Source organism: Pseudomonas sp. YQ_5 (assembly GCF_043103305.1).
Taxonomy (GTDB): Bacteria; Pseudomonadota; Gammaproteobacteria; order Pseudomonadales; family Pseudomonadaceae; genus Aquipseudomonas; species Aquipseudomonas putida_Y.
This window is the reverse complement of sequence record NZ_JBICJS010000120.1, coordinates 93,972-116,447: the sequence shown is the minus strand read 5'-3', so window position 1 is coordinate 116,447 and position 22,476 is coordinate 93,972. Positions and strand designations below refer to the sequence as shown.

18 protein-coding genes are annotated in these 22,476 nt (G+C 64.1%); 12 read left to right on the top strand and 6 right to left on the bottom strand.

All coding sequences use genetic code 11. The annotated features are described in order from the left end of the window. The first annotated feature begins 14 nt into the window (after positions 1–14). From gspD to gspN, 10 genes are read left to right on the top strand one after another with little or no spacing between them, the layout of a single operon-like run. Entirely contained in the window at positions 15–1,751 is a 1,737-nt protein-coding gene (gene gspD / locus ACF8EA_RS25785) for a type II secretion system secretin GspD (RefSeq protein ID WP_392523718.1), read from the top strand. Continuing rightward, positions 1,751–3,199 (top strand): GspE/PulE family protein, encoded by a 1,449-nt coding sequence (locus tag ACF8EA_RS25780; protein WP_392523716.1) that lies wholly within the window; start codon positions 1,751–1,753, stop codon positions 3,197–3,199. The genes gspD and ACF8EA_RS25780 overlap by 1 nt, the downstream gene beginning before the upstream one ends. A 3-nt stretch (positions 3,200–3,202) precedes the next feature. Beyond that, the gene (gene gspF / locus ACF8EA_RS25775) at positions 3,203–4,405 is read left to right on the top strand and encodes a type II secretion system inner membrane protein GspF (RefSeq protein ID WP_103443555.1); all 1,203 of its coding nucleotides are present in this window, start codon (positions 3,203–3,205) and stop codon (positions 4,403–4,405) included. A 17-nt stretch (positions 4,406–4,422) separates the two neighbouring features. After that, the gene (gene gspG / locus ACF8EA_RS25770) at positions 4,423–4,857 is read left to right on the top strand and encodes a type II secretion system major pseudopilin GspG (RefSeq protein ID WP_274149043.1); all 435 of its coding nucleotides are present in this window, start codon (positions 4,423–4,425) and stop codon (positions 4,855–4,857) included. A gap of 3 nt (positions 4,858–4,860) precedes the next feature. Beyond that, on the top strand, positions 4,861–5,292 hold the full coding sequence (gspH, locus tag ACF8EA_RS25765) for a type II secretion system minor pseudopilin GspH (protein ID WP_392523699.1): 432 nt from the start codon (positions 4,861–4,863) through the stop codon (positions 5,290–5,292). After that, on the top strand, positions 5,289–5,657 hold the full coding sequence (locus tag ACF8EA_RS25760) for a type II secretion system protein GspI (RefSeq protein WP_392523697.1): 369 nt from the start codon (positions 5,289–5,291) through the stop codon (positions 5,655–5,657). The genes gspH and ACF8EA_RS25760 overlap by 4 nt, the downstream gene beginning before the upstream one ends. Continuing rightward, positions 5,654–6,244, top strand: coding sequence for a type II secretion system protein J (locus ACF8EA_RS25755; RefSeq protein WP_392523695.1), 591 nt, complete (start codon positions 5,654–5,656; stop codon positions 6,242–6,244). Before ACF8EA_RS25760 ends, ACF8EA_RS25755 begins: the two co-directional genes overlap by 4 nt. Continuing rightward, positions 6,241–7,317 carry a type II secretion system protein GspL gene (locus ACF8EA_RS25750; RefSeq protein ID WP_392523694.1) on the top strand — a complete coding sequence of 359 codons (1,077 nt, stop codon included), beginning with the start codon at positions 6,241–6,243 and terminating at the stop codon, positions 7,315–7,317. The genes ACF8EA_RS25755 and ACF8EA_RS25750 overlap by 4 nt, the downstream gene beginning before the upstream one ends. Then, positions 7,314–7,700: a type II secretion system protein GspM gene (gene gspM, locus ACF8EA_RS25745; RefSeq protein ID WP_392523693.1), complete on the top strand. Its 387-nt coding sequence runs from the start codon at positions 7,314–7,316 to the stop codon at positions 7,698–7,700. The genes ACF8EA_RS25750 and gspM overlap by 4 nt, the downstream gene beginning before the upstream one ends. Further along, positions 7,697–8,359 carry a type II secretion system protein N gene (gene gspN / locus ACF8EA_RS25740; protein ID WP_392523692.1) on the top strand — a complete coding sequence of 221 codons (663 nt, stop codon included), beginning with the start codon at positions 7,697–7,699 and terminating at the stop codon, positions 8,357–8,359. The genes gspM and gspN overlap by 4 nt, the downstream gene beginning before the upstream one ends. Before the next feature lie 68 nt (positions 8,360–8,427). Here the strand turns inward: gspN and ACF8EA_RS25735 are convergent, their stop codons facing one another. The 3 genes from ACF8EA_RS25735 to ACF8EA_RS25725 all read right to left on the bottom strand — a co-directional run bounded on the left by ACF8EA_RS25735 (position 8,428) and on the right by ACF8EA_RS25725 (position 12,966). Continuing rightward, a complete protein-coding gene (locus ACF8EA_RS25735) occupies positions 8,428–9,189 on the bottom strand; it encodes a siderophore-interacting protein (protein ID WP_392523691.1) in 762 nt (253 codons plus the stop codon). Next, positions 9,182–9,727, bottom strand: a complete 546-nt coding sequence (locus ACF8EA_RS25730) for a PadR family transcriptional regulator (protein ID WP_135192305.1) — start codon at positions 9,725–9,727, stop codon at positions 9,182–9,184. Before ACF8EA_RS25730 ends, ACF8EA_RS25735 begins: the two co-directional genes overlap by 8 nt. Before the next feature lie 89 nt (positions 9,728–9,816). Beyond that, positions 9,817–12,966, bottom strand: a complete 3,150-nt coding sequence (locus ACF8EA_RS25725; protein ID WP_392523689.1) for a transglycosylase domain-containing protein — start codon at positions 12,964–12,966, stop codon at positions 9,817–9,819. 392 nt (positions 12,967–13,358) lie between these two features. On the opposite strand from ACF8EA_RS25725, the gene ACF8EA_RS25720 reads away from it, so the two are divergent. Next, on the top strand, positions 13,359–14,777 hold the full coding sequence (locus tag ACF8EA_RS25720; protein WP_103443562.1) for an amino acid permease: 1,419 nt from the start codon (positions 13,359–13,361) through the stop codon (positions 14,775–14,777). 36 nt (positions 14,778–14,813) lie between these two features. Here the strand turns inward: ACF8EA_RS25720 and ACF8EA_RS25715 are convergent, their stop codons facing one another. Further along, positions 14,814–16,433, bottom strand: coding sequence for an FMN-binding glutamate synthase family protein (locus ACF8EA_RS25715; RefSeq protein WP_392523687.1), 1,620 nt, complete (start codon positions 16,431–16,433; stop codon positions 14,814–14,816). Between the two features lie 247 nt (positions 16,434–16,680). Continuing rightward, positions 16,681–20,961: a DEAD/DEAH box helicase gene (locus tag ACF8EA_RS25710; RefSeq protein ID WP_392523686.1), complete on the bottom strand. Its 4,281-nt coding sequence runs from the start codon at positions 20,959–20,961 to the stop codon at positions 16,681–16,683. Between the two features lie 135 nt (positions 20,962–21,096). Here ACF8EA_RS25710 and ACF8EA_RS25705 point away from each other — a divergent pair, with 135 nt between their 5' ends. Continuing rightward, positions 21,097–21,510 carry an NUDIX domain-containing protein gene (locus tag ACF8EA_RS25705; RefSeq protein ID WP_021781952.1) on the top strand — a complete coding sequence of 138 codons (414 nt, stop codon included), beginning with the start codon at positions 21,097–21,099 and terminating at the stop codon, positions 21,508–21,510. Here the strand turns inward: ACF8EA_RS25705 and metR are convergent. Continuing rightward, the gene (gene metR / locus ACF8EA_RS25700) at positions 21,494–22,411 is read right to left on the bottom strand and encodes a transcriptional regulator MetR (protein ID WP_021781953.1); all 918 of its coding nucleotides are present in this window, start codon (positions 22,409–22,411) and stop codon (positions 21,494–21,496) included. The genes ACF8EA_RS25705 and metR overlap by 17 nt on opposite strands. Between the last annotated feature and the right edge of the window lie 65 nt (positions 22,412–22,476).

Here is a 22,476-nt window from a genome sequence, read left to right as displayed (position 1 = left end):
CTGTTAGATACTGCATGGCGGCTGCGCTGAGCCTGGCCTTGTCCATGGCCTATGCCCAAGAGCCGGTGTTCGATGACAACGGTACGCCGATGTACGAAGTGAATTTCGTCGATACCGAACTCGGCGAGTTCATCGACAGCGTGTCGCGCATCACCGGCACTACCTTCATCGTCGACCCCCGGGTCAAGGGCAAGGTCACCGTGCGCACTGTCGACCTGCACGACGCCGACGCCATCTACGACATCTTCCTGGCCCAACTGCGCGCCCAGGGGTATGCCACCGTCGACCTGCCCAATGGCAGCGTGAAGATCGTGCCCGACCAGGCCGCGCGCCTGGAGCCGGTGCCAGTGGAGGCGGGCGGGCGGCAGGGCGAGGGTAGCGACAGCGTGGCCACCCGCGTATTCAACGTGCGCAACGCCGCCAGCGAACAGGTACTGGGTATCCTCAAACCGCTGATCGACCCGCGGGTTGGGGTTATTACACCGTACCCGGCGGCGCACCAGTTGGTGGTGACTGACTGGCGCAGCAACCTCGAACGCATCGCCAGCCTGCTGCGCCAGCTTGACCGCCCTCAAGAGGCACCGGGCAATGGCAGCACCCAGGTGATCTACCTGCGCCATGCCAATGCCGGTGAAGTGGTCAAGGTGCTGCGAGGGCTCAGCCAGGAAGGTGCGGTGCCGGCTGAGGGCGCGGGTGGGGCAGAGGGCAAGGACCGGCCGGTGATGCCAGCCTCCGGTGGCCCGGGCATCCGCCTGGAATACGAAGAAGGTACCAATGCCGTGGTCATGGTCGGCCCCGACAGCGAGCTGGCAGCGTACCGGGCCATTGTCGAGCAACTGGACATTCGCCGTGCCCAGGTGGTGGTCGAAGCGATCATCGCCGAGGTGTCCGACAGCAGCGCCCAGGAGCTGGGCGTGCAGTGGCTGTTCGCCGACGAGAAGTTCGGCGCCGGTATCGTCAACTTCGGCAGTAACGGGGTGAATATCGCCAGCATTGCCGGCGCCGCCGCCAGTGGCGACAACGAGGCCCTGGGTGACCTGTTGTCCACCACCACCGGTGCCACGGCGGGCATCGGCCATTTCGGCGGGGGCTTCAACTTCGCCATGCTGATCAACGCGCTGAAGGGCAAGAGCGGCTTCAACCTGCTGTCCACGCCCACCTTGCTGACCCTGGACAACGCCGAAGCATCAATCCTGGTCGGTCAGGAGGTGCCCTTCGTCACCGGCTCCGTGACGCAGAACAACGCCAACCCGTACCAGACCATCGAGCGCAAGGAAGTCGGGGTGAAGCTGCGCATCAAGCCGCAGATCAATATCGACAACAGCGTGCGCCTGGACATCGTTCAGGAGGTGTCGTCGATTGCCGACACCAGCTCGGCCAGCGACGTGATCACCAACAAGCGCGAGATCAAGACCAAGGTCATGGTCGAAGACAACGGCCTGGTGATACTTGGCGGCCTGATCAGCGACGAGTTGAGTACCAGCAACCAGCGTGTGCCGCTGCTCGGCGACATTCCTTACCTTGGCCGGTTGTTCCGCTCCGATGCCACCCGCAATACCAAGCAGAACCTGATGGTGTTCATCCGCCCGCGCATCCTGCGCGACGGCCCGAGCCTGGCGGGCCTCAGTGAAGACAAGTACCGCACCCTGCAGCAGACCACACCGCTGCAATTGCCGGACCTTGCAGAGGGCACGCGGCTGTTGCAGGTATTCCCCGCCAGCCGCGCACGCCTGGAAGGCGGTGACTGGTGATGCTGCCCTATCGCCAGGCACGGCAGAGCGGAGTGGCCATGGCCCCGGCAGAGCAGGGCTGGCAGCTATGGCTGCGGCCCGACGCCGACAATGCCCAGTTGCAGGAGTTGTTGCGTGTGCATGGCCAGCCAAGCCTGCTCGAATATCTGGAACCTGCGCTGTTCGACGAGCGCCTTGGCCAGCTGTACCAGGCCGGTGATGCCGCCACCGAGGCGCTGATCGAAGGCATCGGCGACCAGGTCGACCTGGATAGCCTGATGAGCGAGATGCCGCGCATCGAAGACCTGCTTGAAAGCGACGACGAAGCCCCGGTGATCCGCCTGATCAACGGCCTGTTCGGCCAGGCGCTGCGGCTGCGCGCCTCGGACATCCATATCGAGACCTTCGAGCAGAGCCTGGTGGTGCGTCTGCGGGTCGATGGCCACCTGCGTGAGGTGCTGCGTCCACCGCGTGCGCTGTCGGCCATGCTGGTATCACGGATCAAGGTCATGGCCCGCCTGGACATCGCTGAAAAGCGTCAGCCCCAGGACGGCCGCATCACCTTGCGCGCGGCGGGGCGCGAAGTGGATGTACGAGTCTCGACCTTGCCCGGCATCCATGGCGAGCGGGTGGTGATGCGCGTGCTCGACAAGCAGGCCAGCCTGCTGGCGCTGGATAACCTGGGCATGCCGGCAGCGGTACTGCAGGGCCTGCGCGGTTGCCTGGCGCGTCCCAATGGCATTGTGCTGTCCACCGGGCCGACCGGTTCGGGCAAGACCACGACCCTGTACGCCAGCCTGAACAGCCTCAACGATGGCAGCCGCAACATCCTCACCGTCGAGGACCCGGTGGAGTACGCCATCGCCGGCATTGGCCAAACCGCGATCAACCCGCGTGCGGGGCTGACGTTTGCCAGTGGCTTGCGCGCCATCCTGCGTCAGGACCCTGACGTGATCATGCTCGGCGAAATCCGCGATCAGGAGACTGCACAGATCGCCGTGCAGGCCAGCCTCACCGGCCACCTGGTGCTGTCGACCTTGCACACCAACAGCGCGGTAGGCGCAGTGACCCGCCTGCGCGACATGGGCATCGAGCCCTTCCTGATCGCCTCGTGCCTGCGCGGCGTCCTGGCCCAGCGCCTGGTGCGGCGTTTGTGCAGCTGTGCCGTGGCGCACCCGCTACAGGCCGCCGAGCGCGAGCTGTGGCCCGAGCTGGCGGCACTGGACAGCACTTATCACGCCGTGGGCTGCGAGCAGTGCCAGGGCAGCGGTTATATCGGGCGACTGGGGCTGTACGAATTTATCGAGTTGGACGCTGGGCTCATCGGCTTGTTGTACGACGGCGCCAGTGAGCTGGCCATGCAGGATCATCTGGCTGATCGGCGCCAAAGCCTGGTGGCGATGGCCAGCGATTGCCTTGCTCGCGGCGAGACCAGCCTGGCCGAAGTACTGCGCGTGGTACAGGGCTAACACATGCCAACCTATCGCTACCAGGCCGTTGACCTCGCCGGCAAATCGCACAAGGCCAGCTTGCAGGCTGACAGTGAACGCCACGCTCGCCAGCTGTTGCGCGAGCAGGGCCTGTTCGCCCGCCAGTTGCAGCGTCATGAAGCCGGCAGCCGACAACCCCGTCGCCAGCGCCTGAGCCGCGCCCAGCTGTGTGAGCTGACCCGTCAGCTGGCCACCTTGACCGGGGCCGGTATTCCCTTGGTCGATGCCCTTGCCACCCTTGAACGGCAACTGCGTCAGCCCGCCCTGCACAGTGTGCTGGTGGCCTTGCGCGGCTCGCTGGCCGAAGGCCTGGGCCTGGCCCGCAGCCTGGCCCGGCAGGGCGCACCGTTCACTGGCCTGTACTGCGCGCTGGTCGAGGCCGGCGAACGTTCCGGGCACCTGGCCCAGGTGCTGACCCGCTTGGCCGACCACCTGGAGCAGGTGCAACGCCAGCAACACAAGGCCCGTACTGCGTTGATCTACCCTACGGTACTGATGGGGGTGTCGTTGGCCGTGGTTATCGGCCTGATGACCTTCGTCGTCCCCAAGCTCACCGAACAGTTTGCCCACGCCGGGCAGAGTCTGCCGCTGATTACCTCGTTGCTGATCGGCTTGAGCCAGGCGGTGGTGCAGGCCGGACCGTGGTTGCTGGGGCTGGCGTTGATGCTTGCCGTGCTGGCTGGATGGTTGCTGCGCAAACCGCACTGGTGTCTGCGTCGCGACCAACTGCTGCTGCGCCTGCCACGTATTGGCAGCCTGCTGCAGGTGCTGGAAAGCGCACGTCTGGCGCGCAGCCTGGCGATTCTCACTGGCAGTGGCGTGGCCCTGCTCGAAGCCTTGCAAGTGGCCACTGAAACCATCGGTAACCGGCGTATCCGCCTGGCCATGGAGCAGGTGCGCCAACACGTGCAGGGCGGCACAAGCCTGCACCGTGCGCTGGATGCCAGCCAGCAATTCCCGCCGCTGCTGGTGAATATGGTCGGCAGCGGCGAGGCCAGCGGCACCCTGGCGGACATGCTCGAGCGCGTGGCCGACGACCAGGAGCGCGGCTTTGCCCGCCAGGTCGATACCGCCATGGCGCTGTTCGAACCCCTGATGATCCTGGTGATGGGCGCTGTGGTGCTGTTCATCGTGCTGGCGGTGTTGCTGCCGATCATGCAACTCAACCAGGGCCTGCAATTGTGACGACAAGGAGTATTGCCATGCAGCATCGACGTAACCGCCAACGCGGCTTCACCCTTATGGAAATCATGGTGGTGATCTTCATCATCGGCCTGCTGATCGCCGTGGTGGCGCCCAGCGTGCTGGGCAACCAGGACAAGGCCATGAAGCAGAAGGTGATGGCCGACCTGGCCACCCTGGAGCAGGCACTGGACATGTACCGTCTGGACAACCTGCGCTTCCCCAGTAACGAACAGGGCCTGGCCGCGCTGGTGAAAAAGCCGGCTCAGGAGCCGCTGCCTCGGGCCTGGCGCAGTGATGGCTACGTGCGTCGCCTGCCGGAAGACCCGTGGGGCACCCCTTACCAGTACCGCATGCCCGGCGAACACGGCCGGGTCGATGTGTACTCGTTGGGCGCGGATGGCATGCCGGGTGGCGAAGGCCAGGATGCCGACCTGGGCAACTGGGCGCTGTAACCGGTGCGCGGTCAGCGTGGCTTCAGCCTGATCGAGCTGCTGGTGGTACTGGCCATCGCCGGGCTGATGACCGGGCTGGCGGTAGTCGGGCTCGGCAGTGGCCAGGCCCGTGTCGACCAGGCCTTGCAACGATTGGCGGCCGAGACTCGCGGCCAGGCCGCGCTGGCCCGGCATGCGGGGCAACTGCGCGGGCTGCGCTGGAATGGCCAGCGCCCGGAGTTCGTGCGCCGCGAGGCCAATGCCTGGGTGGTCGAAGCGGTCCCGCTCGGCGACTGGCCCAAGGGCCTGCACCCGGACTGGCCGGCCAGCCCGCAACCGCGCGTGCTGTTCACGCCGCATGGCTGGGCGCAGGCCGGTAGCGTGCGCTGGCGCTGGGCCGATGGCAGTCAGCAATGGGCCTGGAGCCGCACCGATGGCATGTGGGTAGTGCCATGAAGCAAGCACAGCGTGGTTTCACTCTGCTGGAGGTGACCGTAGCCCTGGCAATCGCTGCCGTGCTGGCGGTGATCACCAGCCAGGTACTGCGCCAGCGGCTGGCAGTGCAGGACAACTTGCAACAGCACCGCCTTGGCTTGTTGTGCGCGCGTGAGCTGCAAGCACGCTTTGTCGTCGAGCAGTACTGGCCTGCCGAAAACCAGGTAGCCGGCGAGCTTGGCCAAGGTGGCCAACTGTGTCACTGGCAACTGCAACTGCGCCGCACCGGCGTGCGCGACCTGCGCCGTGGCGAGCTACAGCTGTTCGCCGACCGCGAGCAGCGCCTGCCACTGGGCCAGTACACCGTGTTTCTGGAGCGCCCATGAAACGCCACCAGGCAGGCCTGACCCTGATCGAACTGATGGTCGCTCTGGCCCTGACTGCCGTGCTTGGCATCATGCTGGCTGCCTTGGTCAACGGCTGGCTGAAGGTGCGCGAGCGCCTGCAGCACACCAATCAGCAAACCTCGGTGCTGGACTTTTGCCTGGCGCTGGAGCGGCGCTTCGACAGCCCGGTGCTGCGCCGTGTCTACGACCAGCGTCTGCCGTTGGCCAGTCGTTGGCTGGACTGGCAGCCCGCCAGCAACCAGTTGCTGTGGCTTGCCAGCACCGGCCTGCCGGCAGCCGAAGGTGGCTCGCGCCTGCAACGCCAGCGCCTGCGCTTCGAGGCCCGTGAGCAGCGCCTGCTGCTGGAAAGCTCGGCGGATTTGTACGCCGCCGTCGCCCCACGCTGGGTACAGCGCGAACGACTCGACCAGGTCAGCGCCATGAACGTTCTGTACTACCAGGGCGGCCGCTGGCTGGCCTGGCCTTCTGACCAACCGGTGCACCCAGGCCGTGGCGTGCGTCTGGAACTGCTGCGTGATGGAGCCCCCTATGTCTGCACCTTCGCCCTTCCATGGGGGCGCTCATGAAATTTGAATGGCGGCGGCGTACGCCGGCCCAGGCGTGGCTATTGCTGCGCCCGGGTGCTGTCTGGCACTGGGCGCTGGTCCAGGAGGGTATTTTGCAAAGCCAGGGGCAGGGTGAGCCACCGGCCAACCCGCAGGCCCATGTTGCGCTGGTTCTGCCTGCCGAAGCCTGCAGCCATTTTCGCGTGCCGGCCCCGCCCGGGCTCAAGCGCGAAGAATGGCCTTTGTTGCTTGAGGATCGCTTGCTGCAGGCCCCGCATGAGGTGGCTTGTGCCTGCCTGGCCCGTGAACCCGGGTACCTTCGCCTGCTGGTAGTGGCGCGTCAGCAGCTGGATGACTGGCGTGGCCAATGTGCCGAATGGGGCTTGCAGACGGTACGTTGCTGGACGGAGCTACAGCTGCTGCCATCACCTGAGCCAGGATGCGCCTGGCAATGGCAACGTACCCCCGGCATGTCGCTCTACAAAGGCTTGGCCGAAGATGGACAGGAGCACTGGCTGGCCTGGCCTGATGCCTTGGGTGGGGTGCCGCAGCCTCCGTGGGCAGGGCTGCACAAGACGTCGCTGAGCGGCAACTGGCCCACCGTATTTGCGCCGCTCGACACATTACCCGGTCTGTTCGAACGCACCCGCAAAGTCCGCTCGTTGCCGGTGGCGTCCCGCCAGCAGCAGCGGCTGCTGGCGGCTTGCCTGGTGCTGGCCACCGTTTGGGGGGGCCTGTGGTTGAGCCAGCAATGGCGTCAGGCACAACTCTGGCGCAGCCAGGTCATTGCCGTGACCGGCGAGCAGGCCAGCCCTCGGCACGCGGCGCAGGCCCTCAAGCGCCTGCGCGAGAGCGTACTGCAGCAGCAACTGCGTACACGTCAGCTCGACGACCTGCAGGCTCGCTTGCAGGCCTGGCTGCGTTCCAACCCGGATTGGCGCCTGCAAGCGGTGCGCTTCGATGGTCAGCGTTGGCACCTGCGCCTGGAGGGCGAGGGCAATGCGCCGCCATGGCGTGATATGGCGGCTGCCGCTGGCGCCACAGTGCAGGTTCAAGAAGGCCGGGTGATCTTCGACTTGGGAGCCGCCTCATGAACCGGGACTGGTTACAGCGTCATCGCTTCAAGTTCGCCTGGGGACTGATCGCCCTGCTGCTGGCCGTCCTGGCCCTGCGTGAAGGCGTTGCGCAATGGCGCGAGCTTGGCCAGTGGCGCGCGCTGGCCGAACAGGCGGCCAGCCTGCAAGGCGGGCCCGGTGTGAACCTGGAGCGGCTACGTCAGTCGGCCCAGGCCCGTGGGATCGAACTGACCGAAGTCGATACACAAGGCAAGGCCTGGCAACTGCGCGGGCAAGTGGCCGATGAGCGCATGCTGCAAGGCTGGGTGCAGAGCCTGCGTGCAGAAGGCGCATTGCCGTTGCAATGGGGGCTGGAGCAGCAGGGCAAGGCTTTGCGATTCGACCTGGTGGTGCAGCCATGAGCCGCAGTGCAGCAATGGCCTGGGTGCTATTGGTATTCGTGCTCACGCTGTTTATCGAGCTTCCGGCCAAGTGGGTGGTGCGTGCGTCCGGCCTGCCGGTACGTGATGTCAGTGGAAGCCTTTGGCAAGGGCAGGCACAACAATGGGGGCCGGTCGGGCCTTTGCGCTGGACGCTGCAGCCCTGGCGCTTGCAGGCGAATGCGCAAGTGGGGTTCCAGGGCCAGGCCTGGCAGTTGCGCGCAGAAGGCTGGCCCTGGCATTGGCGGCTGGAGGCAGCAGCCAAAGGGGCCCTGGCGACAGTCTCGACGGCTTACCGTCTGGCCGGCCAGTGGCAGGGTGTGTTGAAGATGCAAGGGGCAGGGCGCCAATGCCAAGCCAGTGAAGGCCGCGTGATCGTAACCGACCTTGCGCTGAGCGACCCTTGGTCACTAGGCCTTGGGCACGGCTGGCTGGAAATGGACTGCCGCAGTGGCTGGCACCTGCGCGGGCAGTTGGCGCAGCAAGGGCAACATCAACTGGCCGTGGATGCCGACCTGCCAGGGCGCCGGGCGCAGGTGGTGTTCCAGCTGCAGCCTGAAGCGCAGTTGATGCCATTGTTGCGTGGGGCCCAATGGCTCGGGCCGCAGGCCCTGGCGGGGCAGCGAGACCTTCGTTGGTAAGCAACAACGTGGCGCGGTCCCTGTCGGAGCGGGTTTGCCCGCGAAGACGGCAGATCAGGCAATCACGATCACTCGTCGTCCGCAGTCCCGTTGGCCCGCCAGTAGGCTGCGGCCTTTAGCGCATCATCCGGCACCCCTTTCTCCAGCAACAATGCCTTGGCCTGGCGAGTCAGGGCTTTTTCCAGCGCGACCCAGGTATATAGCCGGCCTTGCGGCAAGCTCAGGTTTCGCACCAGTGCCAACAAGTCTTCCTCTTGGCGACGTACCCAGATCACTTCCACCTGGGCCTTGCTTGGCAGCGGCTGGCGCTCCTGCTCGTCTTCGATCTGGATCACTGCCAGCACCTGGCGGCCGGCTGGCAACTCCTCCAGCCGACGGCCAATTGCCGGGATGGCAGTCTCATCGCCGATCAGCAGGTAGTTGTCGAAAATATCCGGTACCACCAGCGAGGCCCTTGGCCCGGCGATGTCCAGGGTTTGCCCAGGCGTGGCCTGTGCGGCCCAGGTAGAGGCAGGGCCGTCGCCGTGCAGCACGAAGTCGATGTCCAGCTCATTTACCACCAGGTCGATGCGCCGTGGCGTGTACTCGCGCATGGTAGGCCGCGCGCCACCCTCCTTACCCAGATTACGGGCCTCGATGGCCTGTTGTTGCTCCGGCGTTTCGGCGAACAGCAGCTTGATATGGTCGTCGCTGCCCATGCTGGTAAAGCCTTGCAGCTCGGCACCCCCCAAGGTGATGCGGCGCATGCGCGGGGTCAGCTCGGTGATCCGAAGTACCTGCAGACGGCGCTGGCGGATCTCATGGTTTACGCGGTGAACGGTGTCACTCATTGGGCGTCTCCCTGAAAGGTTCAGTTGGCCCGGAGGCAATGGCCTTGGCGGCATGGTTGAGCAGGTCACGGACCCGTTCGATTTCTTCCGCGGTCCAGCGGCCGCTGTGCATGTGCAGTGCATGGCGCAGGTTGCCGACCGCTTCATGAATCTCTGGTGGGCGGTCGTGGCCGCGCAGGGCGCGTTTGCTGACCTCGATGCGCATGCGCACGCCATCCAGGGCTACCGCCTGATCCGCCAAGGCGCTGCGGCCGGCATCGGTGATGGCATACAGGCGTTTGCTGCCCTGCACCTGGCCGCTGATCAGTTCGGCTTCTTCAAGAAAGTTCAGCGTGGGGTAGATCACCCCGGGGCTTGGGCTGTAGCTGCCTTCGAACAGGTTTTCGATCTGGCGGATCAGGTCGTAACCGTGGCCGGGTTGCTCGGCCAGCAAGTCCAGCATCAGCAGCTTGAGGTCACCAGGGGCGAAGACCCGCGGGCCGCGTTCGCCACGGCCGGGGCGCCGCTCGAAGGGGTCATGAGGGTGATGTTCGCGCATAAGGATAGGGCTCTGTCGTTTGCGATATATCGTAAGATATTACTCAAGATATATCTAAAGACAAGCCGTTAAATGCTGATGATTATCATCTACTCAGTCGATGTGTTACCTGTCGGCGGCGGTGTGTGCAGGGCAACCTGTGGCGGTTTGCACTCATTCGGGTTGCCCGGCTGCAGATATGGCATGAGGATCGGTGCCATGCCCTTGAGCACCTGCACCGGCAGCGCCGAGGTAAATTTGAACGCTTCTGCCGTGCGACCCGGCACGAAGGCGGTCAGCGTGCCGAAGTGGTTGTCGCCGAGGAAGAACACGAAGGTAGCGGTGCGGTTCAGCGAGCGCGAACCGATCAGCCGGCCGCCGGCGCCGAAGCTTTCGATTCGGTTGTCACCGGTACCGGTCTTGCCGCCCATCACCAGTGGCGTACCGTCCTGTAGCTTGAAGCTGCCGGAAATACGCCGCGCGGTACCTGCATCGACCACTTGCGACATGGCGCCTTTGAGCGCTCGCGCCACTTCGACCGGCAGAATTCGCACGCCCCGGTCCGGGTCTGAGATCAACTTGGTCTCGTAGGGTGTATTGGCTGCAAAGTGCAGGGTATCGATACGCAGGGTTGGCAGGCGAATGCCGTCGTTCTGGATGATCCCGACCAGTTCCGAGAGGGCAGCGGGGCGATCGCCGGAACTGCCGATGGCGGTGGCCAATGAGGGCACCAGGTGGTCGAATGGATAGCCCACGCGTTTCCAGCGCTGGTGAATATCGAGGAAGGCTTCGATTTCGACCATGGTGCGGATACGGCTGTCGCGGGCGCTCTGGTGGCGGCTCTTGAACAGCCAGCCATATACCTCCTGGCGCTCGAAACGGCTGGCATTGACCATTTCGGTCAGTGTCGAGCTTGGGTGCTTCAGCAGGTAGCCAAGCAGCCAAAGGTCCAGCGGGTGAACCTTGGCGATGTAACCTTGGTCGGGCAGGTCGTACTTGCCTGGGCCGTAAGCAGCGTACATCTCTGACAGACGGCCATCGGTCAGTTTGCCCAACACCTTCTTGTTACCGTTGAGGTGGGCACGCACGAATGCGTTGAACGTTTCCTGGCCTGCTTCGGGGAACAGGTAGCGGTGTACTGCCGCTAACCGCTGTGGGGTCACGCGCATGCTGTCGAGGAACGTGTCCAGGCGTTGTTGCGAGGTTTTACGCTGATACTTCTTCCAGAAGCGCATCAGGTACTTGGTGCCCTCCTTGTCGGCGAAGCGGGCAAGGTACTCCTGACGGCGCGGGTCGGTGTCGTCCTTGAGCAGCGCCACACGGTTGTATGGCTGCTGGTAAGTCACGTAGCGCACAAGGTCGCGCATCAGGCGGATGAACGGCAGGTTGATCGACTCGCGCAGTGCGTCTTTGAGTGTCGGGTTGCGGTTGTTGTCTTCCTTGCGGAAGTTGTTGAACACATGCATCCCGCCGCCAGTGAAGAACGCTTCGCCGGTGTTGGCCGAGTACTTGCGTTCCAGCGCGGCGTCGAGCATGGCGTCCAGGCTCTGGTTCTTGCTGTTCTGTGCCAGCCATTCCAGCGACCATTGCGTGATGCGGTCGAGTTCGGCCACTTCGACCTTCTTCAGATCGGCGGCAGGTTTGCCGGCATACTTGTCGTGCAGCTCGGCGATAATTTCCAGGTAAGTGGTCAGTACCCGCAGCTTGGCGGTTGAGCCCAGTTCCAGCTTGCTGCCTTCATTGATGTCGAAGGGCTGGTTGGTGCTGTCGGTCTGCACCCGTACCCGCGAGCCATCGGCGGTGCGCTCGAACAAGGTGAAGCTGTAGCTCACCTGGTCGGTGGTCTTGGCAGTGAGCAGCCGCTCGCCGATCAGGCCGATCTGTGCGGCAAACTCTGGGTCGGCAAGGTTTTTCAGGTACTGGCTGACCTGCAGTTGCAGGTCGGCCTGCAAGGTACTGGTGGCTGACAGGTCAAGGCGGTCAAGGTCGTACAGCGGGCGGTTGAGCATGGCCGACAGGCGGTTGCGCGCCAGGCTGATGCCCTTGTTGGTGATGATCGGTACGATGGTTGGCTGCGCTACCCAGTCGCGGTACACCGCCTTGCTGGCCAGCGCGGCATCGGCCAGCGGCTGATTGATGACCTTGTTGGCGGCAAGCACGCGAATGTGCGAGTCGGTGAGTTCGGCCAACTCGACCCGGCCCTTGGACAAGTAATACGAGGGGCGGCGCTGGGCAATCATCAGCGACAGTACCTGGCGCAGGGCCAAGCCGCGCGCGGCCATGCTCTCGGGGTCGGTGGCGGTGGCGTTCAGGGCCTGGTTGACCTGGTCGAAGTCGGCGCCGTACCACACCCGCAGGCCCTCGGCCATGCCATGTACCTCACCATGCCCAGGCACGGCCGACAGCGGTACGCTGTTGAGGTAGTCGCGCACGATGCGCTGGCGTGCCTCTGTGGTGTCGGGGCCGCCCTGGTAGGCACGTACGCTGGCAGAAATCATCTGCCGGATCTTCTCCGCGCCCGACACCGTCAGGCCATCGGGTGAGTGGCGATATTTCTCCAGCTGTGTGGCCAGGGTGCTGCCGCCGGCAGACTGGCCGGGCAGGGCCAGGTACTTGGCGACCTGGCTGTAGGCGGCCTTGGCAAAGCGTGGCCAGTCCACGGCCGGGTTGTTACGTGGTTCGTTGGTATCCAACAAGTCGCGGTTCTCGATGAACAGCAAGCTGTTGACCATCACGGGAGGAATCGCCGCAAAGTCCGGGTACAGGTGCTGGGGGTAGTTGTACTGGTACAGCGTGTCGCCGCGGCAGTCGGTGATCGAAAGGCCGGCCTGGATCTTCTCGATATAGGGAGCGAACAGCCCATGTTCGACGTAGTTCATCAGTGCGGGAGAGAACTTCACCTGTTCGCTGATGAGGTAGTCGCGCTTGAGCAGGCGTGGCAGGAATTCACCCAGGGCGCTATAGCCCAGGCGTTTGTCGAACGGCCCATCGCCGGGGTAGATGATGGCGTCGCTGGGACCAGGTTGCAGCGAGTAGGTCAGTGTACCGGCCAGTTTGCTGAACTCGCGCGATTGTAGTTCGGAGGTGCGGAACTCGTCGTACGCGGCAACGGCGATAGCTACCAGTGCCACCAGCAGGGTGAGGAGGATCAGCCACCACCATAGCCGACGCTGACGGGGGGATTCAGGTTGTGGCGTCTCGGCCGGAGGTATCTCGGGTGCTTCCGTTCTGCTGGGTTCCGATTGCCACAGTGCGCCCATAGTCTTCTATCCGGCCAGGTGTTTTCGTCTTGCTTGTCTGAAGCTTAGACGTTGAGTGGATAGGGTGAAAAATTTGTAAGAAGAAGGGAAAAGTGGCGTAGGGCTATGCGGCTTTGGTGTGGGTTTCCTCAACGGACGATGTTGCTATGGTGCCTTGGCGATTTTTTGGGGGGCGCAGCGGCCCCAGAGTTCTAGCCAAATTTCTGCATATATACAGTGAAAACTCCTACAACGGTCTTCCTATACTGCTGGCCCCCTTCGCCCTGCCGGGCGCTCTAGTCCGGCACATGGGCCGGCTCACAAGGCCGGCCTGGCAAGCCAACGCCACGCCTATCGGCATGGTCGCGGCTGCACGGAGGTCAAATCCAATAACAAAATGAGGTTGTATTGCTATGCCAGTCGGCAACCACTCTGCCCACGGCCAGGCCACTGAAGGCGGCCCGCTCAAGCGTGAACTGGGCGAACGGCACATCCGCCTGATGGCGCTGGGCGCCTGTATCGGTGTCGGTCTTTTCCTCGGTTCGGCCAAGGCGATCGAAATGGCCGGCCCGGCCATCATGTTGTCCTACATCATCGGTGGCCTGGCCATCCTGGTGATCATGCGCGCGCTTGGTGAAATGGCCGTGCACAACCCTGTCGCCGGCTCTTTCAGCCGTTATGCCCAGGATTACCTCGGCCCATTGGCGGGCTTCCTGACCGGCTGGAACTACTGGTTCCTGTGGCTGGTGACCTGTGTTGCCGAAATTACTGCAGTGGCCATCTACATGGGCATCTGGTTCCCCGACGTACCGCGCTGGATCTGGGCCCTGGCGGCGCTGGGCAGCATGGGCGCGGTCAACCTGGTGGCGGTGAAGGCTTTTGGTGAGTTCGAGTTCTGGTTCGCGCTGATCAAGATCGTCACCATCATCGCCATGGTTCTTGGCGGCATCGGCATCATTGCCTTCGGCTTTGGCAATGACGGTGTCGCAGTCGGTATCTCCAACCTGTGGAGCAACGGCGGGTTCATGCCCAATGGTGTGACTGGCGTGCTGATGTCGCTGCAGATGGTGATGTTCGCCTACCTGGGCGTGGAAATGATCGGCCTCACCGCAGGTGAAGCACGCAACCCGCAAAAGACCATTCCGCAGGCCATCGGCTCGGTGTTCTGGCGCATCCTGCTGTTCTACGTCGGCGCGTTGTTCGTGATCCTGTCGATTTATCCGTGGAGCGAAATCGGCAGTCAGGGCAGCCCGTTCGTCATGACCTTCGAGCGTCTCGGCATCAAGACCGCCGCCGGCATCATCAACTTCGTGGTCATCACAGCGGCGCTTTCGTCGTGCAACGGCGGCATCTTCAGCACCGGGCGCATGCTCTATAGCCTGGCGCAGAATGGCCAGGCCCCGGCGGCCTTCGCCCGTACCTCGAAGAACGGCGTGCCACGCAATGCGCTGCTGCTGTCGATCGGCGCGTTGCTGTTGGGCGTGCTGGCCAACTACCTGGTGCCTGAAAAGGTCTTCGTCTGGGTAACCTCGATCGCCACCTTCGGTGCGATCTGGACCTGGGTGATGATCTTGCTGGCACAGCTGAAGTTCCGCGCCGGCCTTACCACTGCCGAGCGCAAGGCATTGAAGTACCGCATGTGGCTGTGGCCGCTGAGCTCGTATCTGGCGCTGGCCTTCCTGGTGCTGGTGGTCGGGCTGATGGCGTACTTCGAGGATACGCGTGTGGCCCTGTACATCGGCCCGGCGTTCCTGGTGCTGCTGACGGTGCTGTATTACACGCTCCGCCTGGCGCCGAAAGACGCACAAGGTGCGACGAGTACCGCCTCCTGATCTGACGTGGGGCCGCTTTGCGGCCCCTGCGTTCCGTCAGGCCGCCACTTCGCTGTTCGGCTCGAAACTGTCCGCCCGGGCCAGTTGCCACATCCGCGAATAGAACTGCCCGTTCACCTCGCCGGTCAGCAACTCACCTGGCTTCAAGAACACATGCATCTGCGAGAACAGCTTGATCTCGGTGGCCGAAATGCGCCGCACCAGGTGCTTGGCCTCCAGTTGAGCCGGGTGCTCCAGGCCTGCCGCCGCGAGCATTTCCGCCAAGGCACGCAACGTGTTGTGATGGAAGTTCAGCACCCGCTGGGCTTTGTCGGGCACCACCAGCGCACGCTGGCGCAGCGGATCTTGCGTGGCCACGCCGGTCGGGCACTTGTTGGTGTGGCAGCTTTGCGACTGGATGCAGCCGATGGCGAACATGAAGCCGCGTGCCGAGTTGGCCCAGTCGGCGCCAATGGCCAGCACGCTGGCGATGTCGAAGGCGCTGACAATCTTGCCGCTGGCGCCCAGCTTGATTTTGTCGCGCAGGTTCAGGCCGACCAGGGTGTTGTGCACGAACAGCAGGCCTTCACGTAGTGGCACCCCGATATGGTCGGTGAACTCCACAGGCGCTGCGCCGGTGCCGCCTTCCTTGCCATCGACGACGATGAAGTCGGGCAGGATGCCGGTTTCCAGCATGGCCTTGGCGATGCCCATGAATTCCCACGGGTGACCCAGGCAGAACTTGAAACCCACCGGCTTGCCGCCGGACAGTTCACGCAACTGGGCGATGAACTGCATCATTTCGATCGGTGTCGAGAAGGCGCTGTGGCGCGACGGGGAGATGCAATCCTCGCCCATCAGCACGCCACGGGTTTCGGCAATTTCCTGGGTAACCTTGTGTTTGGGCAATATGCCGCCGTGGCCGGGCTTGGCGCCCTGGCTCATCTTGATCTCGATCATGCGCACCTGAGGGCTGCGCGCCTGGGCGGCGAAGCGTTCGGGATCGAAGCGCCCATCCGGCGTGCGGCACCCGAAGTAGCCGCTGCCCAGTTCCCACACCAGGTCACCGCCGTGCTCGCGATGGTAAGGGCTGATGCTGCCCTCGCCAGTGTCGTGGTGGAAGTTGCCCAGCTTGGCGCCCTGATTGAGCGCACGGATGGCATTGGCACTGAGCGAGCCGAAACTCATGGCCGAAATGTTGAAGATCGAGGCCGAATACGGCTGGCTGCACTGCGGCCCACCAACGATAACGCGGAAGCTGGCCGGGTCGGCCAGCGGTGCCGGGCGCATGGAGTGGCCGATAAACTCGAAACCGGATTCATATACGTCGATCAGGGTGCCGAAAGGTTTGTCCGAGGCTTCGTTCTTCGCCCGGGCATACACCAGCGAGCGTTGGGCGCGGGAGAAGGGCAGGGCATCGCTGTCGGACTCCAGCAGGTACTGGCGGATTTCCGGGCGAATGGCCTCGACCAGATAGCGGATGTTGCCAAGAACCGGGTAGTTGCGGCGTACGGCATGGCGCTGCTGCAGCAGGTCGAACAGGCCGACCAGGCTGAGGATGCCAGTGGTCAGGGTGAACGGCCACAACCATTCGTGGTGGCTGAAGGGGATGCTCGCCAGGGTGAACAGCACACAGGCGGCGAAGAAGGCATAACGACTGAGAAGTGACAGGCTCATACAGGGTCCTTGCGATGGCTCGGTCAGGCTCAGGGCCTGGGGGCAAACCCCGACCATAGCCAAGTTGCCGGGCCCTGCAAAATAAAATCGGGGTAGCGCAAATCATTCTCGACCCGAGCCAAATTGCCTGGGCGCAACGCCAACCGCTGTAGGAGCGGGTTTACCCGCGAAGGGGCGGGCCTGCTGGCCAATCTCCACCCGCCGTTCACCGTTGCCGTCGCTACCGTATTCGCGGGTAAACCCGCTCCTACAGGGCGTCGCGCAGCAGTTTTTGCCGCCAGCTTTCCTGCTCCTGTGCGGACGCCTCGATCAGATACGCGTAACGCCCTGCCATCCGCACCGCCACCGGTATCCCGTCGCGATACAGAAGCCGGTTGCCAATCACTGCCGGCACTTTCGCCCCCGGCAGCAACGAGCCGATCAGGTTCAGCGGGTCACTGGCGCTCACCACCTGCAGCGTTCCGTCCGGTTCACGTCGTCTCACTTGCCGCAGCAATACTACCGCCTCCGGCAAGGCGAACTGTTCACCGGCCAGCCCGGCAATGAAGCGCCCGCCCCTGATTTCGCCACGTGCTTCCAATCGGTGGTAGCAGCGCAGCAGCTCACGCCAGGGCGGCAGTACATCACTCTCGCGCGCCAACAGGCGCCAACAGATCACGCCATAGCGGCGCAGCAGCGTGCGGGCAATGTGCTCCAGGCGCTGGTCGTGCTCCGGTGGCGCAACGCTGCGGCGCAGCAGTGACCAGCGCCCGGCATGTGCCATGCTGCTGGAAAGTGGCGGGTGGCCACGGCGGCTGTTACGTGAGCTGCGCTTGGTTGCAGGCGTGATAAGGCTGCGCAAGCCAGTGAAGCTGTCCGCCCCGACCAGGCCTGAGCCCACTAGCTCCTGCAGTGCAGTTTCCAGTTCACTGGGCAGCAGATGTGCTTCATGTGCCAGTTCATCGAAGAACAGCGCCCCCAGGGTTTTCAGCGCTTCGTGCACACGTTGCGCACGTAGGCCAAGGGCGTCGACAGCAGGTGCGGGCGCCAGACTGCGCCACGTGTTCAACTGCTCCCGCGGCAGCAGCACCAGTGGGGTACTGGTCAACGTGCTGCTCGCCACTGTTGCCGCCAGCCGGCTCCAGGCAAACTGCCCGCTTCGGCAGGCTTCATCGAGCCAGTGCGGACTGTAGTCTTTGATACGCGCCGGCAGCAGTTCCGCCTCCCAGGCTGCTGCGGCGCTGGGGAACCCTTGTAACTGGACCAGCACTTCGGCCACCGCCTGCGGACCACGCAGGCGCTCGTCAGGCGCCAGGTGCTGCCAATCGAACAGAAAGCGCATGAAGTCTTGCAGGCTGACCGGTTCGATCTCGCGGCGCAGGCGTTTGACCGTGTAGCGGTGGATGCGTGCCAGCAAGTGGCGTTCGCACCATTGCAAGTCAGTTGTACCTGGGCTGAAATGCCCGCGCAGCACATAGCCTTCGGCTTCCAGGCGGGCCAGAGCCTGCTCGATATCGGTTACCGGTTTGCCCAATGGCGCAGCGATTTGCGCCAGGGTCTGCGGGCCATGGCCGCTCAGGCGGGCGCGCAGCAGTTCGCTCAGTGCGTTGTCGGGTTCGATGGGCTGGTCGAAGCCAGCGAGCCGTTCGAACGCTGGCTCCATGTGCGCTGTGGGGTACAGTGCCAGCAGCAGGCTCAGGCGTTCGCGGGCCAACCAGAGCTTGTCATCGGGCAGACGCAAGGCACGCCCGGCCTTGGCCAGCTGCCTTAGCAGCAAATCCCAGCAGGGATTGGCATCTACCTCGACCTGACCGATGGCACCCAGGCTCATCAATGCTTCGTGCATTTCGTCGGGATTGGCCGGCTGTGGCCAGGCCTCGGCCGCGACGGCAGCAATGGCATCAGCGTCCAGTGCGCCCAGGTCGTCGCTACTGTGCACGTCGTTCCAGCGCCGGTTGAGTACCGCCTGGGTACGTCGTTCTTCCAGTGGTGCATCGTCCAGAAAGGCATAAGGCCGGGCGTTGAGAATCGCTGATGCCAGCGGCGAGGGGGCGGGCAAGTCCCTGCACAGCAAGCGCACTGCACCGCTTTCCATGCGCCGCAGCAGGGCCAGCCAGCCTTCGCTGTCCATTGCTTCGTGCAGGCAGTCGTCGAGGGTTTGCTCGACCAGCGGGTGGTCGGGAATCTGCCGCTCGCCGACGATGTTCTCCAGGCAGGCGATCTGGTCGGGAAACACAGCGGCAATCAGGTCTTCGCTTTTCATGCGCTGGATTTGTGGTGCCACCTTGCGTCCGCCCACAAAGCGCGGCAGTGCCATGGCCACGCCTGCGTTCCAGCGCCAGCGCACGCCGAACAGCGGTGCATCGAGCAGGGCCTGGATGAGGATCGGCTCGGCGCTGCGGCTGTTCAGGTAACGCCACACTTCGTCCAGCTCGAAACTGTGGCTGGTCGACAGTGACAACACGATGGCGTCCTCGCTGGCGGCAGCCTGCAGCTCGAAGTTGAAGGTGCGGCAGAAGCGTTTGCGCAGGGCCAGGCCCCAGGCGCGGTTGATACGGCTGCCGTAGGGCGAATGAATGATCAGTTGGGTCCCGCCGGACTCATCGAAAAAGCGTTCCATCACCAGCGTATCCTGCGAGGGCAGGGCGCCAAGCACTTCACGGGTGCGGGCCAGGTAGTCGAGTAACTGGCCTGCACTGGCTTCGTCCAGTTCGAAGGTCGCCTGCAACCAGGCCAGTACCTCGACCGTGTCGCCGCCTGCCTGCGCCAGTTGCTGGTCTATTCGCGCCTGCAACCGGGCTACGGCGGCAGACAGCTCGTCACTGCGCCCCGGCGCTTCACCCAGCCAGAACGGAATGGTCGGCGGCAGGCCGTGAGCATCCTCTACCCGCACCCGGCCCGGCTCGACGCGCAGAATGCGATAAGAGGCGTTGCCCAGCTGGAAAATATCGCCGGCAATGCTTTCCACGGCAAAGTCTTCATTGACGCTGCCAATGTTCAGCGCCTGCGGTTCCAGCAACACGGCGTAGTCAGCGTTGTCGGGGATGGTGCCGCCGCTGGTCAGCGCAGTCAGTTGGCTGCCACGTCGGCCACGCAGCGTGCCGGTCACTGCGTCACGGTGCAAGTAGGCACTGCGCACACCCTGGCGGCCGTTGTAGCCCTCGGCGAGCATGCGCAGCAGGGCCTGGTAATGGTGCTGATCGAGCTCGGCGTAAGGTGTAGCCTGGCGCAGGCAATCCAGCAGAGCCTGTTCGTGCCAGGCCTGGTTGCTGGCTTCTGCGACGATCTGCTGGGCCAGTACATCCAGTGGCGCCCGGGGGATGTGCAGTTCGTCCAGTTCGCCCTGTCGAACGCAGTCAAGCAGGGCGACGCATTCGATCAGGTCATCGCGTGAGGTGGGGAACAGGCGCCCCTTTGGCACACCATCGACCTGGTGCCCAGCGCGGCCAACCCGTTGCAGGAAGGCGGCAATCGAGCCCGGCGAGGCGATCTGGCAAACCAGGTCGACATCGCCGATATCAATGCCAAGCTCCAGCGATGCGGTTGCTACCAGCACCTGGAGCTTGCCGCTCTTGAGCCGCTGCTCCGCATCCAGGCGCAGCTCCTTGGACAGGCTGCCGTGGTGCGCGGCAACCGCCTCTTTACCCAGCCGGTCGCTGAGGTGGCGGGTGATACGCTCGGCCAGGCGCCGGGTGTTGACGAATACCAGCGTGGTGCGGTGTTCACGGGCCAGGGTGGCCAAGCGATCGTACACCAGGCCCCAGACGTCGGTAGCCATCACTGCCCCCAGCGGTACTGGCGGCACTTCGATAGCCAGATCGCGCTGGCGCGCATGGCCGACATCGACGATGGCGCAGGCACGCCCGCTCCCGACCAGAAACTGTGCCACACGCTCTACCGGCCGTTGCGTGGCGGACAGGCCGATACGCCGCAGTGGCCTTTTACACAAGGCTTGCAGGCGTTCCAAGGTCAGTGCCAGGTGGGCGCCGCGCTTGTTGCCGGCCAGGGCGTGGATTTCATCGACGATCACGGTGTGCACGTTGGCCAGGCCTTCACGGCCAGAAGCGGAGCCCATCAGCACGTAAAGCGATTCGGGGGTCGTCACCAGAATGTGCGGGGCCAGCTTGCGCATGGCGGCACGTTCCTTTTGCGGCGTGTCGCCCGTGCGCACGGCCGTAGTGATACGTGGGGCGTTCAGGCCTTGGTCGGCGATGGCTTGGCTGATGCCTTCGAGCGGGGCCTGCAGGTTAAGACGGATGTCATTGGACAGGGCCTTCAGAGGTGAAATATAGATCACTAGAGTCTGTGCGGGCAGCTCGCCCTGGTGCTTCATGCCTTCGCGCAGCAGTTCATCGAGCACGGCCAGAAAAGCGCTCAGGGTCTTGCCTGATCCGGTCGGCGCGGCCAGCAGCATGGATTGCCCGGCGTGGATCAATGGCCAGGCCTGGGCCTGGGCATCGGTTACCGTGGCGAAGTAGCGGCGGAACCAGGTGCTGACGGCAGGATGGAACAGCTCGAGCACCGGGTGGTGTTTGGCGGGCAGGTTCATGTGTTGTTTATGGAGGGTGTGTAACGGGTTGGCAAGGGGCCACTCGTCTGTCAGGCCGGCACAGGAATGACCGGCCTTGTCAGGCCAATGACCCCATGGGATCCTCCCGAGTCAATTTTTTCAGCGAGCTCACCCATGCCCAACATCATCCGCATCGCCGCCGCCCTGCTGATCGACCCTCAGGGCCGCACCCTGCTTGTGCGCAAGCGTGGCACCGAGGCGTTCATGCAGCCAGGCGGCAAGATCGATGCCGGTGAAACGCCGGTACAGGCGCTGGTGCGCGAGTTGCACGAGGAACTGGGCCTGCGCATCGACCCGGCTCAGGCCATGCACCTGGGCCAGTTCAGTGCCCCCGCCGCCAACGAGCCCGGCTTCGAAGTGCAAGCCGAACTGTTCCGTGTCGACAGCGCCGCTGCTGTGGTGCCGGCCGCAGAGATCGAGGAGGTGGTCTGGCTGGCTGCAGATCAGGCGCCCGTCATGCAACTGGCCCCCCTGACCCGCGACTTGATCCTGCCGCTGTATCGCCAGGCGCTCAACGCACCGCGCTGACACCGTCGAGGGTGGCGAACGAGGTGTCCTTGGCCGTCAGCAAAAAGTCGCGCATGTATGGGGCATCGAGCATGTCGGTGCGTACGGCGGCATAAAGCGTGGCAAACAGGCCTTTTTCGCCCAGGCGTTTGCCCTTCACATAGCCGCGCGAGCTGTACTCGTGCAGCGCCCAATGTGGCATGCCGCATACGCCACGGCCGCTGGCCACCAGCTGCATCATCATCACCGTCAGCTCCGAGGTGCGCACGGCAGCTGGCTCTATATCGGCCGGCTCCAGGAAGCGGGTGAAGATGTCCAGGCGATCGCGCTCCACCGGGTAGGTGATCAGCGTCTGGTCGAGCAAGTCTTGCGGCACGATGTAAGGCTTGCTGGCCAGCGGGTGCTGGTTGGCCACTGCCAGCATCGCCTCGTAGGTGAACAGCGGCACATAAGTGATGCCTGCCAGGTCCACCGGGTCGGAGGTAACCACCAGGTCAAGGTCGCCGCGGGCCAGGGCCGGCAGCGGGGCGAAGGCAAAGCCGGAGGCCAGGTCCAGTTCCACTTCCGGCCAGGCATCGCGGAACTGGTCGATGGTCGGCATCAGCCACTGGAAGCAGCTGTGGCATTCGATAGCCATGTGCAGGCGCCCGGCAGTGCCGCCGGCCAGGCGTGCGATGTCACGCTCGGCACCGCGTAGCAACGGCAGGGTGGCATCGGCCAGTTGCAGCAGACGCAGCCCGGCGCTGGTGAAGCGGATCGGCTTGGTCTTGCGCACGAAAATCGGGAGGCCCAGGCGCTCTTCCAGCTCCTTGAACTGGTGCGACAATGCCGACTGGGTCAGGTGCAGGCGTTCGGCGGCCTCCACCAGGCTGTCGGCTTCGCGCAGGGCATGAAGGGTTTTCAGGTGACGGATCTCCAGCACAGATGACTCCGGGGTGTGGAATTGAAGAAACAGGGAATGAGTTGAGTTTCCCTCATGATGCGGCA